Genomic DNA, 15,392 nt, shown 5'->3' on the forward strand with positions numbered 1-15,392 from the left:
CCTTCGTCCACTTATTCTGTGTTACCTGGCCGAGGCCAGCTCTTCTCTGCAAGCGTTAACCACTTGCTCAGTCGCATCAGTTTTTGCCGCGCGCCGCGCGGAGGTCGCCATTTGCAATAGTTTCTGGCGATCTTCTAACAGGCTTTGTAACAAGCCGGATAACTTCTGCTCGTCCATTTCCCGCTGCTGCATAACAATCGCTCCGCCAGCATTTTGCAACCACTCGCCATTACGCGTTTGATGATCATCAATTGCAAAGGGGAAAGGCACCATGATTGCACCGACTCCCGCCGCTGAAATTTCAGAAACAGTCAAAGCCCCGGAACGGCAAATAATCAGGTCCGCAGAGCGGTAGGCCTCAGCCATATCCGCAATAAAAGGGACCACCTCAGCTTCTACTGCCGCCTCTTTATAGGCGTCTTTGGCAGCCTGAAGGTGGCGCTCTCCAGCCTGGTGGACCACTACCGGGCGCAAGGAGGGTTTCAGCAATGCGATTGCCTTAGGAACCAGTTCATTAATTGCTACAGCACCGAGACTACCGCCCAATACCAAAAGGCGCAGAGACGACTGGCTGCCAATTCGTGTTTCTGGCTCAGGCAATTCTGCAATTTCTTTGCGCACTGGATTACCCACTTGCCTGGCACCGGGTAACCCACTGGGAAATGCTTCAAGCACTTGGCTGGAAATCCGCGCTAACAAGCGGTTTGTCGTTCCGGCAACAGCATTTTGCTCGTGAATAATTAACGGTATCCCCCCAAGACGGGCTGCAACGCCCCCTGGGCCGGTCGCAAAGCCACCAAAGCCGAGCACTGCATCAGGTTGTACCTGCTTAACAACTGCCCTGGCCTGAGCAATTGCCCGCAAAATTTGCAACGGGGCTTTGAGTAAGGCCAACTTTCCCTTCCCCCGAATACCCTCCACTTTAATGCAGTGCAAAGGAATATTCGCCGCAGGTATTAATCGGGATTCAATCCCACGGGCAGTACCTAACCACTCGACAACAGCTCCCTGCTCTTGCAACGCTTTAGCCACAGCCAACGCTGGGAACACATGACCGCCGGTACCACCGGCCATCAGCAAAAACTTCTTTCCAGAAAAACGCTTATTTACTTCAGACATCAAACCGTTTCTCCGTTGCTGCCCTTCACACTGGACTTGGGTGAATGGAATATTGGCAGCTGACGCAAAAGCTCAAGCCCCCCGCTTCCGTTTTCAGCAGGCTCTTTTAGTTCAGCCCGAATCCGCATCGCCAAGCCAAGTAATGCACAACATACAATCAGGCTGCTGCCACCAGAGCTGACAAATGGCAGCGTTAGCCCTTTAGTCGGCAACAGGCCTGAAGCAACGCCCATATTCACGAAAGCTTGTCCTGCCAATAACACTGCCATACCAAAAGCTAGAAGTGCAGCGAAAAATTTCTCCTGCACCAGGGCCTCTTTTACCAGGCGGAGCAGTGAGTAGGTGAGAACAACAAAAAGCCCTACCAGCACTACGCCACCCAACATTCCCCATTCCTCTGCCAGAATGGCAAAAATAAAATCCGTATGGGCCTCAGGCAGGTAAAACAGTTTCTGCACACTATTGCCCAAACCAACTCCAAACCACTCTCCGCGACCAAATGCAATCAGGGACTGGGTAAGTTGGTAGCCACTGGCAAACTGATCCCCCCAAGGATCCAGAAACGTCAGCAATCGTTGTAAGCGATAGGGACTCATCAGTGCCATTAACGCCAGTCCACTCGCAGCCGCAGCTACCAATAAAAAAGTATGGGGAAGACGCGCTCCCGCCAAAAAAACCATTGCCAGCACGGTGCCTGAAATTACAACCACCGAACCGAAGTCCGGCTGTAAAAGCAGTAACAAAGCAACCGTTGCGAGAATCACCACTGGCACCATAAAGCTGGTCCAATGGCGTAGTTGCTTATTTCGACGTGTTAAAAAACTGGCAAAAAAAACTAGCAGACAGAACTTAGCCACTTCCGCGGGTTGCACAGTTATGCCTGCAAATACCAGCCAACGCCGGCTACCGTTCACCTCCCGCCCAATCCCCGGCACAAGCACGGCGATCAATAGCAGGCAAGCAAACAGTAATAATGGCCAGGACAGTCGCGACCAAATTGACAGGGGAATCTGACTAACGACAAATCCAGCTAATCCGCCAACCATCAAAAAAGCCAAATGACGCCTGAGGAAATACCAGGGGTCACCATAAATATCCGTAGCAAAGGCGATAGATGCTGAAGCAACCATCACCACACCAATGCTAGCCAGAACCAGAACACTGAGTAGCAGCAGCCCATCCTGCCATTCACTACCTTGAGCCTTGATTACCTGGGCACTCACTGGGAGCCTCCAGCGGTATCGCCTAATTCCAAAACGGCCTGGCGAAAATCATCACCGCGGGCTTCAAAATTCTTATACATATCAAAGCTGGCACATGCCGGTGATAACAATACATAGTCACCGCCATTGGCTAATTGTCTGGCCTCAGCGACGGCCTCTGCCATTGTGCTAGCCCTGCGAATCTCGCACAGGCCATCAAAGACACCGGCTATTTTCTCTCCATCCACACCGATACAAACCAGGGCCCGGAGTGCTCCTGCACTTTTTCGTAAGGGAGCAAAGTCAGCACCCTTGCCATCCCCTCCAGCAATAAGCACTATTTTTCTGCTTGCCGTAGCCAAGCCATCCAATGCCGCCTGGGTTGCTCCTACATTGGTGCCTTTTGAATCGTTAACATAAACAACGTCTTCAAAATCAGCCACGCGCTCACAGCGATGTTTCAACCCGCGAAAGCTGCGTAAAATTTTTAACATCGCCTCTGTGGGCAGGCCCAGTGCATAGCCCATTGCCAGGGCTGCCAAACCATTGGCAATATTATGCTTACCCACCATAGCCAAATCGGCCACAGGCATTAAAACTTCTGTGCCTCGAGCCAACCAGTTCTGCCCCTCATGCAAGCGCAGGCCAAACTGATTGAGATCCGGCTGATCAAGCCCAAAACTCCACTCCCGTCTCTCTCGGGAAAGAGGCCCCTGGGATAAGGGGTCCGCGCGATTTATCACGAACTGATCCGCTCCGCGATAAATGCGCTGCTTGGCCCGGTGGTACTCCACCATACTGGGGTAGCGGTCCATATGGTCCGCACTCATGTTTAAAATGGTGGCTACGGTAGGTGCCAGCGAGTAGGTGGTTTCCAATTGAAAACTGGAAAGCTCCAAAACAAAGATGTCCGGCAGAGGTTTCTCAAGTAAATCCAGCACCGGCACACCGATATTGCCACCCACACCAACTGTCAGCCCTGCCTCTTCAACCATCTCCCCCAGGAGTGTGGTCACTGTACTCTTTCCGTTGGAGCCGGTGATCGCGGCGAGCTTTGCTGTCGATTGCATCCGAGTCAGGACCTGGGCAAATAACTCAATATCCCCAACCACAGGAATCCCATCCGCAATCGCCTGCTGCAATACGGGTTCAGCAAGCGCAACTCCCGGACTGGCAATAATCAAGCTCGCAGCAAGTATTGTCCCCGGGCGCAGTGGACCTGTTTCCACCGCAACCTCAGGGAACTCCTGACGGAAAGCTTCGAGCCCCGGCGGGTTATCGCGACTGTCTGCCACGACCGGCGTATGGCCGTGACGCAGCAGGTAGCGCACCACCGACTTTCCGGTAGCGCCAAGACCTATTACCACTTTCTGCTGTGAAGAAGTCGCGATCAGGCTCATTTATCTATTTATCGAATTTTCAGTGTTGCCAAACCAGCCAAGACCAGAATGACGGTAATAATCCAAAAGCGCACAATGACTCGAGGCTCCGGCCACCCTTTTAACTCAAAGTGGTGGTGCAGAGGCGCCATGCGAAAAATTCTCTTCCCCGTTAATTTAAAGGATGCCACCTGCAAAATTACGGAAACCGTTTCCATCACAAACACACCGCCCATGATGAACAGAATAATTTCATGACGGGTAATTACCGCAATAATTCCCAGCGCCGCCCCCAGTGCCAGAGCGCCCACGTCCCCCATAAACACCTGGGCCGGATAAGTGTTAAACCATAAGAACCCAAGTCCGGCACCACCGAGAGCAGCGCAGAACACCGCCAACTCCCCAGCTCCTGGAATTGCGGGAATATGCAGGTAGTCAGCAAATTCCATATGGCCGGATAAATAAGCAATCACCCCAAGTGCTCCACCCACCATCACAGTAGGCATAATCGCCAAGCCATCGAGGCCATCAGTCAGGTTAACCGCGTTACTGGAGCCAACAACGACAAAGTAGGTCAGCAATATAAAAGATATCGGTCCCAGGTTTATCGCAACATCTTTAAAAAAGGGAACAAAAAACTGGGTCTCTGCCGGGCTTGAAGCACTCATATACAGATAAATAGCTGCACCCAACCCGGCAACGGATTGCCAGAAATATTTCCAGCGAGCAATAAGGCCACGGGGGTTTTTATAAACGACTTTTTTATAGTCATCCACGAAGCCCACAGCACCGAAAACAAAGGTAACTAATAAAGTAACCCACACGTAACGATTGCTGAGGTCAGACCAGAGTAGGGCTGAGGCAAAAATTGAGGCGAGAATCAAGGTGCCGCCCATAGTCGGGGTGCCAGATTTACTCAAATGGCTTTGTGGACCATCATCGCGAACAGCCTGCCCCACCTGTAAATGGTTCAACCAGTGAATCATGCGCGGACCCACAAGTAGTGAAATACCCAGAGCCGTCAACGCAGCAAGAATTGCGCGCACTGTCAGGTAGTTAAATACCGAAAATCCGCTGACATGTTGTTGTAATAGCTCCGCTAGCCAAAGCAGCATTACTTCTCCCCTCTGCTATTGCCAAGCAGTGCCTGCGCTACCAATTCCATACGGGCGCTGCGTGATCCTTTAACCAAAACTGTGGTTTGTTCATCCAATTGTTGAGTGAGAGCAGTAACCAGGGGTTCTCTCTCGCGATAATTGCGCAGCGACTCTTGCCTCCCCGCAGAAAAGGCCATGCTGGCGGCAGTACCCAGCGGCCCCAATGTAAACAGCGCATCCAAGCCCCGCTCTCGTGCCAAAGCTCCAACGCTTCTATGCATTTCCTCCGCGTCCGGCCCCAACTCCGCCATATCCCCCAGCACCAGAATTTTTTTACCTGAACGCTGTGACAGCAATTCAATGGCCGCACCTACTGAACCCGGGTTCGCGTTGTAACTGTCATCAATAACGGTTGCACCGGCTATACCTGCCTGCTCCTGCAAGCGCCCAGCAACCCCGGTCACCGTGTTAAGTCCGCTGATAATTTCCACCGCAGGTATTCCCGCAGCAAAAGCACATCCAGCAGCAACCAGAGCGTTGTGAACATTGTGCTCACCAAGCAATTTCAGGCTAACAGGGTGAGCAACGCCTTCAATTACCAAGTCAAATGAAGGGCAACCGTTAGGATTCAATACCATATTATCCGCATGGATAGCACACTCATTAGATAAGCCAATACCCAGAGTCTTTACCCCTTCGGGCATATTCTCCAACCAGTAATTCGCATAGCCATCATCGGTATTGATCACCGCCGTCGCCGATACATCCAAACTGGTATAAATTTGGCCCTTGGCTTTTGCGATAGCATCAACAGAGCCAAAGCCCTCGACATGCGCTGGCATTACGTTATTTACCGCCGTCACCTGCGGCTTGCCGATACTACACAGGTAGCCAATATCGTCAGGGCCGTTAGCTCCCATTTCGAGAATCAACACATCGTGTTGCGCTGTCAGCCCAAACAAAGTCATGGGTAAACCGAACTGGTTGTTCAGGTTTCCCTCGGTTACACAGGGTGTATGACTCTGGGAAAAAATTGCAGACAGCATCTCCTTAACGGTAGTTTTACCGCAGGACCCTGTAATCGCCACAACCGGACCGTCAAACTGTTCACGGCACAGTAAGCCAATTTGTCCTAATGCGACCGTCGTATCTTCAACGCGCCACTGCGGTAAACTGCAACTAGGCACTTCACGATCGACAACCAACCCCAATACCTGGCCATCCAGCTCACCGACAAAGTCGTGAGCATCAAAATTTTCGCCAACCAGAGCAACAAATAAAGATTTGGGGTCCAGCTTGCGGGTATCCGTGCAAACCAGTTCAAACTCCACAGAGCCATTGATTAACTCACCACCAAAACGGCTTTGCAGTTGCTGCAACGTAAGGGAATTAATCACCTTGGCTCTCCTTGCCTTCACTTGACTGGCCCGATTCATCCACGCGGGCTTTGAGAGCTGCAGCAGCTTGCTCACGATCGCAGAAGTGAATTTTTTCACTGCCGATAATTTGGTAATTTTCGTGCCCTTTACCGGCGATCAATACAATATCCCCCGGTTGTGCTGCAGATACCGCCTGAGATATCGCTGTCGCGCGATCAATTTCAACTTCGATATTACTGGCAGCCCCTTCGAGAATATCGTCGATAATTTTTTGTGGTTCTTCGCTGCGCGGATTATCGCTAGTCACAATGGCACGGTCCGCCATCTCGGAGGCAATACGCCCCATCGCCGCGCGCTTACCCGTATCCCGGTCGCCGCCACAACCAAAAACACACCACAAATTACCGCGACAGTAAGGGCGCGCTGCTGCTAAAGCCGCGCGAAGAGCATCTGGTGTATGGGCATAATCCACCAATACACCCACATCATCGGAACCCTCAACCAGGACACGCTCCATACGCCCCGGCACCGCTTTGATAGTGGGGAAAGCGGCAAGAATATCTTCAAAAGGCATGCCCTCTGCCGCTGCAGCAGCTACGACAGCCAAGGCATTGTGAATATTAAAATCGCCAATTAAGGGTGCGTGCAGCTCACCGCTACCCCAAGGGGAATTAAGTTTTACAGAAAAACCGCGCTCATGGCGACGCAGGTCTGCAACATATAAATCACCCGCCTGCAGCCCATAAGTAATAACGCGCAGGCCACGCAATTTGCAGCGCTCTGCCAACTGGGCGCCAAACGGATCATCCAGGTTAATGACTCCTCGCTTCAATTTTGGCAGTCCGAAAAGTTTCTCTTTGGCTGCGCCGTAAGCGGCCATATTGCCGTGATAATCCAAATGATCGCGGCTCAAATTGGTAAAAATTGCCGTATCAAAAATCAGTCCATGCACACGTCCCTGAGAAAGGGAATGCGAAGAAACTTCCATTGCGGCAGCGGCAACACCACTATCGCGATAATTTGCAAAGTCCGCTTGTAAACTCACCGGGTCAGGCGTTGTTAAACCCGTTTCCTGCAATTCGATTTGGTTATCTTTCCAGACCCCATTACCAATGGTGCCTATCAATGCTGCACTGCCATAGTGGCGAGCCAGTAATTGGGAAGTCAAATAGGCGCAAGTGGTTTTACCGTTGGTGCCAGTCACTCCAACCAAGTGCATTTCACCACTGGGGTTACCGTGGAAGCGCGCGGCAATTTCCCCTACCCGCTTTGCCAGACCGGGAACACTGACCACCTGGATATCACCACGGCTTTTACATTCCAACTTGTCACCATCAGCAAGCACTACCGCAGCACCTGCAGTAATTGCCGCATCGATATATTCCCGACCATCGACCACAGAACCGCGCAAGGCCATAAATGCATCGCCCGCTTTTATCTTGCGGCTATCCAGGGCAATACCAGTGACAGAAATATCGGGAATACCGGCGTAACCCGGCACTAATTCTTTGATAGAAACAGAATGTTTTTCGCGCTGACTCACGATTTTGAACCCCTCTCGCTTAACTGCGCGGCCAATTGCCCCTCCGCCGATTTAATTTTTTCCGGCGGAACCTGCAACAGGCGCATAGCACCAGTCATCACCGCACCGAATACCGGTGCAGCAACTTCACCACCGTAATATTTGGCGTGACTGGGATCATCAATAACAACTACCGCGGCAAGGCGCGGATTATCAGCGGGGATAAAGCCCGCAAATACTGAGCGATAGCGATTATCCGCATAGCCACTACTGCCAACTTTGTGCACAGTACCGGTCTTGCCGGCGACACGATAACCTTCTACAGCGGCAAGGCGTCCGGTACCCTTAGCACCAATCACCGTCTCCAACATCGCAGTAACCTGCCCAGCCAAGGACTGCTCAATAACCTGCTCAGGCTCGCCCGGTACTTTGTCACCGGATAAAACCAGGGAAACAGGACGCTTAACCCCTTCATTCGCCAGTACGCTGTAGGCTTGTGCCAGCTGCACGGCGTTAACTGTTAAACCGTAGCCGAAGGCGAAATTAGCTCGCTCGATTGGGTGCCAGCGGCTGCGACTGGGCAAGATCCCCTGTGCTTCACCGGGGAAGCCACTGCCCACAGCCTCGCCCAGACCCAAGCGATAAAAGAGTCCCCGCAGAGAATTTGGTTCCAAATCGAGAGCAATTTTTGTAATTCCCACCTGGCTCGACTTGGTAATAATCTTGGTGAGATCTATTTTTCCGTAATTAACCGGGTCCACCAGGGTTTTTCCCGGCACGCGAATATATCCAGGACTGGTGTTTATTTCTGTTCTTGGGGTGTAGCGCCCGGTTTCCAAAGCCGCCAATACTGTTAAGGGTTTCACTGTAGAGCCCGGCTCAAATTGGTCGATCAGCGCACGGTTGCGCATAGCCGCCGACTTAACCCCTTTGCGGTCATTGGGATTAAATGAAGGCTGGTTGGCCATGGCCAACACATCGCCACTGTGAGTATCGAGAATCACCATAAAGCCGGAAGCGGCGCCGTTTTCCGACACCGCCCGCTTTAATTCCCGGTAGGCCAAATATTGCAGGCGCATATCGATAGACAAACGCAGATCCCTGCCCGGTTGCGCTTCCTGACGAATTGCCAAATCCCTTACCGTGCGCCCTTTCAGATCTTTAATTACCTGACGTGATCCCGGCTGTCCGGACAGCCAATCGTCGTAGGCCAATTCCATTCCTTCCTGGCCGCGATCATCGATGTCGGTAAAACCGAGAAGTTGGGCTACGACCTCCCCAGCAGGATAGAAGCGCCGATACTCTTTTTTACTGAAAACACCTGTAATACCCAGGTCCAGCACTTTCTCAGCCTCTTCTGGAGACAGGTGCCGGCGCAGGTACATAAATTCTTTGTTTCGGTATTTCTTCAGGCGAGAGCCCAGTTTGGAAGACGGTAAATCCAGCGCGCGAGCCAGGCGCACTAAATTCGCATCGCTTATTTCACTCAACAGCTTGGGATTGGCCCACAGGCTGTGTACCGGAGTACTGACAGCAAGAAGCTCACCGTTTCGATCGACTATTGAGCCCCGATAGGCAGCAATCTCTTCGGTGCGCAAGGTGCGGGCCCGGCCCTGGTCTTGCAGGAAACGATATCCGCGCTCAGCAGCAGGCACTACCTGCAGTTTGGCCAAGTGGAACACAAGGGTAAGAGCGAGCAGGCACAGCAGGACCGCCACCAGCGCAAAGCGCCAGCGGGCTATACCCGGCTGAATATCCTTTTTTTTGACTGCGCCCATGTTTTCCCAGTTGGCGTTATCTATTTATTTTGCATCCCGGCTGAGCATGCCACTCTCCAGGGCCTGAACTCCAAAACTCAATTAACGCAAAATTCTTTATAATTATTTAAAGGCCAAAGCCCCCAAACGCAGAAACCCCACCGGGCAAGCAGTGGGGTACTTACGTCTTCATCCAAGGCGGTTAAAACTTAATCCGCCACTACCAATACCTGTTCCGAAGGTGCTGGCATATGCATTTTTAATTTTTCTCGAGCGACCTGTTCGACCCGGCTATAGGCAGACCAGGCACTTTTTTCCAAAAGGAGGCGCTCCTGCTCATAGCGCAATTCATCGTGGGCTTTTTGTGCCTTACCCAGCTCAGCAGTTAACTCTCGGCTTTGTTGGGTGGTATGAATAACAGATAGCGACGACAGTATTACCGCTATCCACATTACCCCCACTCCAAGTAGAGCCTTGCCAGACATAAACTCAGCTTCCCGCCAGCTTTTCTGCCACCCGCATTACTGCACTGCGGGACCGCTGATTTTCATCCACTTCAACCGTGTTGGCTTTCACTGCCTTGCCCACCGAACGCAGTGACTTGGCTATCTGACTATCCATAACCGGAAGGCCACGAGGCAACTGGGGACCGCGCTCTTTTTCCCGAATAAAACGCTTCACCATTCGGTCTTCAAGAGAGTGGAAACTGATAATCACCAGACGCCCACCCGGTGCCAGCAACTGCAGGGATTTATCCAACGCACTCTGCAGATCATCCAACTCGCCATTAATATGAATACGAATAGCCTGAAAGACTCGAGTAGCGGGATGTTTACCTTTTTCCCAAGCCGGATTCGCCTCTTTCACAACCTCGGCAAAATCGAGGGTGCGCTCAAATGGTTTTTCCAGCCGGCGCTTTACAATGGCAGCAGCCATTCGGCGGGCAAAACGCTCCTCGCCGTACTCTTTAAACACCCGGGCCATTTCGGCCTCAGCCTCAGTGTTGACCCACTCCGCTGCACTGATACCTCGACTGGTATCCATACGCATATCCAGGGGGCCATCCTGCATAAAACTGAAACCGCGCTCGGCCTGATCCAGTTGCGGCGAAGACACCCCCAGATCGAGCAATATTCCACTGACCTTACCGGCAGCTTGCCCGGCAGCCTTATCCATATCGGCAAAAGACCCATGCCAAATGGAAAAACGGGATTCACCGGAAAACCGCTGTTCTGCAAATTCAACAGCCTGGGGATCTTTATCCACCCCTACCAACTGGCCATTGGGCCCCAAATGCTCAAGGATTGAGGCGCTGTGCCCACCCCGGCCAAAGGTGCCGTCGATATAAAACCCATCCGGCTCAGTCACCAGAGCGTCTACGGCCTCGCGTAACAACACACTGCGATGCAATTCTTGAGACACCCGGTACTCCCCTTATAAAGAGAGGGATGCCATTTCCTCAGGCATACCCTCTTCGTCTTCACTATCATCGAGCCAGGACATCCAGCGCTCCTCACTCCAGAGCTCCAGCTTTTTCCCCTGACCCACTAACATCAATTTCTTTTCCAGCCCCGCGTACTCACGCAGAGTTGGCGGAATCAATACCCTGCCATTGCCATCCACCTGCAGCTCACAGGCATACCCGATCAGCAGGCGCTGAGCGCGCCGAGCCACTTTGTTAAAGCTGGGCAATGCTTCAATCTTCGGGAGAATTTGCTGCCATTGAGGCGACGGATACACCAACAAACAGCGTTCCTCTGTATGGGCAGTCACCACCAAGCACCCCGCACACTCATCCAATAGCCTATCGCGGACGCGAGCCGGTATTGCCAGACGCCCCTTGGCGTCCATATTGATTGCGTGGCTGCCCAAATACACGTTTAGTGGTTCTCGCTTTGGAGATCGCGCCTCTCGCGACTCACTCCCATATGGCAGGTCAATGGAGAAAGATGTTCGACTTTAACCTGGCGGTGTGAACACCCACTTACTTATCGCGAATAAACCACAAATTTCCACGATTTTCCACTTTTTCCCACTCTCGACACTATAAAACTGGTCGACACAAAGTCAAGGAATTCGACCCCAAAGTCCCCATAACCCCTTGTAAAATCGCGGCCTCCAGAGATGTGGCGCATATTGGCACATTGAAACTAGTCGGAACAGCACTATCTGGCACGATCGCCCCCTTAACAGTTAATCAATTTTTTTGCGCCAAGAAGAGGCTTTAGCCGAAATTAAACGAGAAGAAATAGGCGAATACAAAGAGGGCTACCGGAGCCGGGACCACCACATCAGGCAAACAAAAAAGCCCGGCAAATGCCGGGCTTTTGAAATTGTTGAGCTGGCCTGTAAGCCGGGTTCTGTCGAGGACAATCATTCATCTGGGATGCCTGTCACCAGACACCTCAAGCGACCTACCCGCCCTCAGTGCGGGTCACACCTATAGAGGGCCTATTTGGTCTTGCTCCGAACGGGGTTTACCATGCCGCGGACTGTTACCAGCCGCGCGGTGCGCTCTTACCGCACCCTTTCACCCTTACCTGTACTCCCAAAAAAGGAGCCATCGGCGGTCTACTCTCTGCTGCACTTTCCGTAGGCTCGCACCCCCCAGGCGTTACCTGGCGTTCCACCCTATGGAGCCCGGACTTTCCTCCATCGCACAAGGCGACAGCGATTGCCCGGCCAGCTCGCGGCGAAGAGTAAAGAGGCGACAGACGGATTGCAACAGGCAATTGCAGCAATCAGTGCCTTATTTTTGCTCCAGGCTCCAGTTGTACAGGACTTTCTTTTTCACTCCAGTAATTTCGGCAGCGATCGCCGCCGCCTTTTTCGGCGGCAACTCCGCCAGCAACAGCGACATTACACGCTGTGCCTCCCCATCCAGCTCACTGTCACGAGAGCGCTCTGCACCACGCACCATCAAAACAATCTCACCGCGCTGCTGATTGCTGTCAGCTCGGACCCACTCAACCAACTCAGCCAGAGGCATCAACTGAAAAGTTTCAAAGGCCTTGCTGACCTCGCGGGCTATCACCGCCTCTCGATTACCGCCGAATACGACAGCCATTGCTTCCAGAGTATCAGCAACCCGATGCGGGGCCTCGTAGAACACCAGGGTACGGGTATCACTGGCCAATTCCTGCAGGGCTCGCTCACGGGCACCGGACTTAGCCGGCAGAAATCCCTCGAAACTAAACTTGTCACTGGGGAGTCCAGCGGCACTCAGTGCGGAGACGAAAGCACAAGCCCCCGGTATCGGGGAGACTTTGATTCCACGCTCCCGGGCTTCACGTACCAGGCGATAGCCGGGATCTGAGATCAGTGGGGTGCCCGCATCGGAAATCAGGGCAATGGTCTGGCCCTGCTCCAAACGCTGCAAAATCTGCTCTGTGCGCTTGTTATCCGAGTGATCGTGATATGCCATCAATGGCGTATCGATATCAAAATGGGAAAATAATCGCTGACTGTGACGTGTGTCCTCCGCCGCAACCAGATCGGCACATTGTAGAACTTCGATCGCTCGCGGTACCATATCGGCCAAATTACCAATGGGCGTAGCGACAATATAAAGCAGCGCCTGATCCGGCCCCATAGCTGTTCACTCCAAATATAAATATTGCGGGAGAAGATTATGTCCGCCTCTTCCCGGCGCACCTCTACTGTAATCACCAGAATGGCAGCTGCCTCACTGGCAGTCGCACTGGCTGCTTGCCAGACACCGGCTTCCCGGCCAAACGTTTACCAGCCGGATTATTCGGCCGGCCACACCGCAAGCCGCAGTGAAGCTGTACGTATGCTGCGCAGTGCCGACACCCTGCCGGCACCGGCGCGGGATCAACAGCGCCTGCAAGCGGCCGCTATTCTATACGAGCTGGGAGATAAAGAGACGGCAAAAGAGGCGGTAATCAAAATTACGCCCGAACAGCTGGACGACAACCTCTTCGCCAGCTATGCACAGGTCTATGGCAGCCTACTTGCCGCAGACGACGACTTCTTTGAGGCCCTCGACCTGGCAGCCTCTCCACGCCTGGAAAATGTGTGGTCGGAGTTGCCACAGAAGACTGCCTTACCTCTACGCAGCCTGCGCGCTGACCTATGGGGACTTCTGGGAAATCTCGACAGCGCTATTAGTGAGCGGCGCGAAATCTCCTATATCGCCCAGTCCGACGAAGCGATCACAGAGAATAACAACGGCTTTTGGCATCTCTTGACCCAGCTGCCCTCCAGTGAATTGCAGGCTCGCGCCACCCAAAGCAATGACACCCAGATGCGCGCCTGGTATCAACTCGCCCTGCTGGGCCGCGACACCCAGACGGATATCAGCTCACAGCTGACCGCCCTCAGCCGCTGGCGCGAGCGCTGGCCCGCCCATAGTGCCAATTCCCATCCGCCACAGGCATTGCAGCTGTTAGAGCGCTTGGCCGCCCAGCGGGCAGACCGCGTGGCGCTGCTCCTGCCACTGTCCGGCCCCCTGGGCAACGCCGGCAGGGCAATCCGGGATGGCTTTATGGCCGCCCACTACACCGCTCTGAATGCTGGCGGCGCAACTCCGAAAGTGATGGTTTACGACACCGGTTCCGATCAGCCATTTGAGGAAATTTACCAGAGCGCCGTAGATGCCGGTGCGCAGATGATTGTTGGCCCACTGGATAAGAGCAAGGTAGCCAACCTGCTTGCCACAGAAAAGCTGCCAGTGCCTACTCTCGCCCTCAACTACGGCGATGAGGGGCGCCTGACCACAGACCTGGTCCAGTTTGGCCTGGCAATTGAAGATGAAGCGCGGCAAATTGCCCAGCACGCTTACCGGCAAGGCAGGCGACAGGCAATGGTCCTCACCGCTGACAATAGCTGGGGGCAGCGCGGCGCTGAAGCATTTGAAGAAGAGTGGCTGCGCCTCGGTGGCTCAGTCAGCATTCGCCGGACGTTTAAGGACAACAGCAAGTTCTCAGCCCTGGTCAGCGATGCCCTGTTAATTCCCGCCAGCAACGCGCGCAAGAAGGAATTGCAGAGTCGCCTGGCGGCAAAGCTGGAATTTACCCCCAGACGCCGTGACGATGTCGATATGGTATTCCTGGCAGCACAACCCCAGCAGGCGCGCCAGCTCAACCCCATGCTGACCTACTACTACGCCAGTGACCTGCCCGTATACGCCACCTCTCATGTCTTTGGTGGCAGCATCAACCGCAATCGCGACAGGGATATGAACGGTATTCGCTTTACCGCCCTGCCCTGGCTGTTTGAAAGCAATCAAACCAAGCAAGATATCGAGGAGCAGGCGTCGCCCGCACCGGCTTTTGCCAGACTGTATGCCCTAGGTGCCGATGCCTTCCGCCTCTACCCGCGCTTGCCGATGCTGCGCCAATTCCCGGAGCAGAAAGTACACGGTCTCACTGGCGCATTGAGCCTGAGCGCTGATGGCCGCATAGTGCGCGAACAAATGTGGGCGCGAATCGACAAAGGGGTGCCGGTGCCCATCACTACCGTCGAGCCCCAGTTGCCGCAGCGGGAGCCGATTGAATTAAGTGGGAATCGTGAGGCTTTTTAAGGGCTCAAGCGGTACTGTCGGCAGCCAAATGGAGGCTGCCGCAGCCCGCTATTTGCAGCGCGCGGGGCTCACCTTATTGGAGCGCAATTATCGCAGTTCACACGGAGAGATAGACCTTATCGCCCGTGAAAGCGATACTGTCGTGTTCGTGGAGGTGCGCTTCCGCCGTAAGAGCCTATTCGGCGGGGCCGCAGCCAGCGTGGATTCACGCAAGCAAGCTAAGCTACTGGCCACTGCCAGCCGCTATTTGCAGCAACATAAACTGGACTGTCCGTGCCGCTTCGATGTCCTTGCCATAGATGGCGATGCACAAAACGTCCAGTGGATTAAAAGCGCCTTCGAAGCCTGAGGCAAAACCGAGATTTACCCCGTCAAGTTATGGTGAGTTCGAG

13 protein-coding genes and 1 other RNA gene are annotated in these 15,392 nt (G+C 53.5%); 2 read left to right on the forward strand and 12 right to left on the reverse strand.

What is annotated here, in order from left to right; genetic code table 11:
• Positions 1-21 precede the first annotated feature (21 nt).
• The 12 genes from murG to rsmI all read right to left on the reverse strand — a co-directional run bounded on the left by murG (position 22) and on the right by rsmI (position 13,047).
• Positions 22-1,119: an undecaprenyldiphospho-muramoylpentapeptide beta-N-acetylglucosaminyltransferase gene (gene murG, locus ACJJI1_RS02525; RefSeq protein ID WP_444958449.1), complete on the reverse strand. Its 1,098-nt coding sequence runs from the start codon at positions 1,117-1,119 to the stop codon at positions 22-24.
• Complete coding sequence (gene ftsW / locus ACJJI1_RS02530; RefSeq protein ID WP_444933958.1) at positions 1,119-2,342, reverse strand: putative lipid II flippase FtsW; 1,224 nt, start codon at positions 2,340-2,342, stop codon at positions 1,119-1,121. Before ftsW ends, murG begins: the two co-directional genes overlap by 1 nt.
• Positions 2,339-3,721, reverse strand: coding sequence for a UDP-N-acetylmuramoyl-L-alanine--D-glutamate ligase (gene murD, locus ACJJI1_RS02535; protein ID WP_444958450.1), 1,383 nt, complete (start codon positions 3,719-3,721; stop codon positions 2,339-2,341). Before murD ends, ftsW begins: the two co-directional genes overlap by 4 nt.
• 8 nt (positions 3,722-3,729) lie before the next feature.
• Positions 3,730-4,815, reverse strand: a complete 1,086-nt coding sequence (mraY, locus tag ACJJI1_RS02540) for a phospho-N-acetylmuramoyl-pentapeptide-transferase (protein WP_413663013.1) — start codon at positions 4,813-4,815, stop codon at positions 3,730-3,732.
• Positions 4,815-6,194: a UDP-N-acetylmuramoyl-tripeptide--D-alanyl-D-alanine ligase gene (locus ACJJI1_RS02545; protein WP_444958451.1), complete on the reverse strand. Its 1,380-nt coding sequence runs from the start codon at positions 6,192-6,194 to the stop codon at positions 4,815-4,817. Before ACJJI1_RS02545 ends, mraY begins: the two co-directional genes overlap by 1 nt.
• Entirely contained in the window at positions 6,187-7,719 is a 1,533-nt protein-coding gene (locus ACJJI1_RS02550) for a UDP-N-acetylmuramoyl-L-alanyl-D-glutamate--2,6-diaminopimelate ligase (RefSeq protein ID WP_444893032.1), read from the reverse strand. Before ACJJI1_RS02550 ends, ACJJI1_RS02545 begins: the two co-directional genes overlap by 8 nt.
• Positions 7,716-9,476, reverse strand: a complete 1,761-nt coding sequence (locus ACJJI1_RS02555; protein WP_444958452.1) for a peptidoglycan D,D-transpeptidase FtsI family protein — start codon at positions 9,474-9,476, stop codon at positions 7,716-7,718. Before ACJJI1_RS02555 ends, ACJJI1_RS02550 begins: the two co-directional genes overlap by 4 nt.
• A 188-nt stretch (positions 9,477-9,664) precedes the next feature.
• Entirely contained in the window at positions 9,665-9,940 is a 276-nt protein-coding gene (gene ftsL, locus ACJJI1_RS02560; protein ID WP_413663017.1) for a cell division protein FtsL, read from the reverse strand.
• Between the two features lie 4 nt (positions 9,941-9,944).
• The gene (gene rsmH / locus ACJJI1_RS02565; protein WP_444907502.1) at positions 9,945-10,877 is read right to left on the reverse strand and encodes a 16S rRNA (cytosine(1402)-N(4))-methyltransferase RsmH; all 933 of its coding nucleotides are present in this window, start codon (positions 10,875-10,877) and stop codon (positions 9,945-9,947) included.
• A gap of 12 nt (positions 10,878-10,889) precedes the next feature.
• Positions 10,890-11,333 (reverse strand): division/cell wall cluster transcriptional repressor MraZ, encoded by a 444-nt coding sequence (gene mraZ / locus ACJJI1_RS02570; protein ID WP_282933875.1) that lies wholly within the window; start codon positions 11,331-11,333, stop codon positions 10,890-10,892.
• A 455-nt stretch (positions 11,334-11,788) separates the two neighbouring features.
• Positions 11,789-12,145: RNase P RNA component class A (gene rnpB, locus ACJJI1_RS02575), an RNA gene on the reverse strand.
• 59 nt (positions 12,146-12,204) lie between these two features.
• On the reverse strand, positions 12,205-13,047 hold the full coding sequence (gene rsmI / locus ACJJI1_RS02580; RefSeq protein ID WP_444907501.1) for a 16S rRNA (cytidine(1402)-2'-O)-methyltransferase: 843 nt from the start codon (positions 13,045-13,047) through the stop codon (positions 12,205-12,207).
• Between the two features lie 39 nt (positions 13,048-13,086).
• On the opposite strand from rsmI, the gene ACJJI1_RS02585 reads away from it, so the two are divergent.
• Positions 13,087-15,000: a penicillin-binding protein activator gene (locus ACJJI1_RS02585; protein ID WP_444958453.1), complete on the forward strand. Its 1,914-nt coding sequence runs from the start codon at positions 13,087-13,089 to the stop codon at positions 14,998-15,000.
• Positions 14,987-15,349: a YraN family protein gene (locus ACJJI1_RS02590; protein WP_444958454.1), complete on the forward strand. Its 363-nt coding sequence runs from the start codon at positions 14,987-14,989 to the stop codon at positions 15,347-15,349. Before ACJJI1_RS02585 ends, ACJJI1_RS02590 begins: the two co-directional genes overlap by 14 nt.
• The last annotated feature ends 43 nt before the right edge of the window (positions 15,350-15,392 follow it).

The sequence above is a fragment of the Microbulbifer maximicatervae (SeqCode) genome (genome assembly GCF_052467065.1).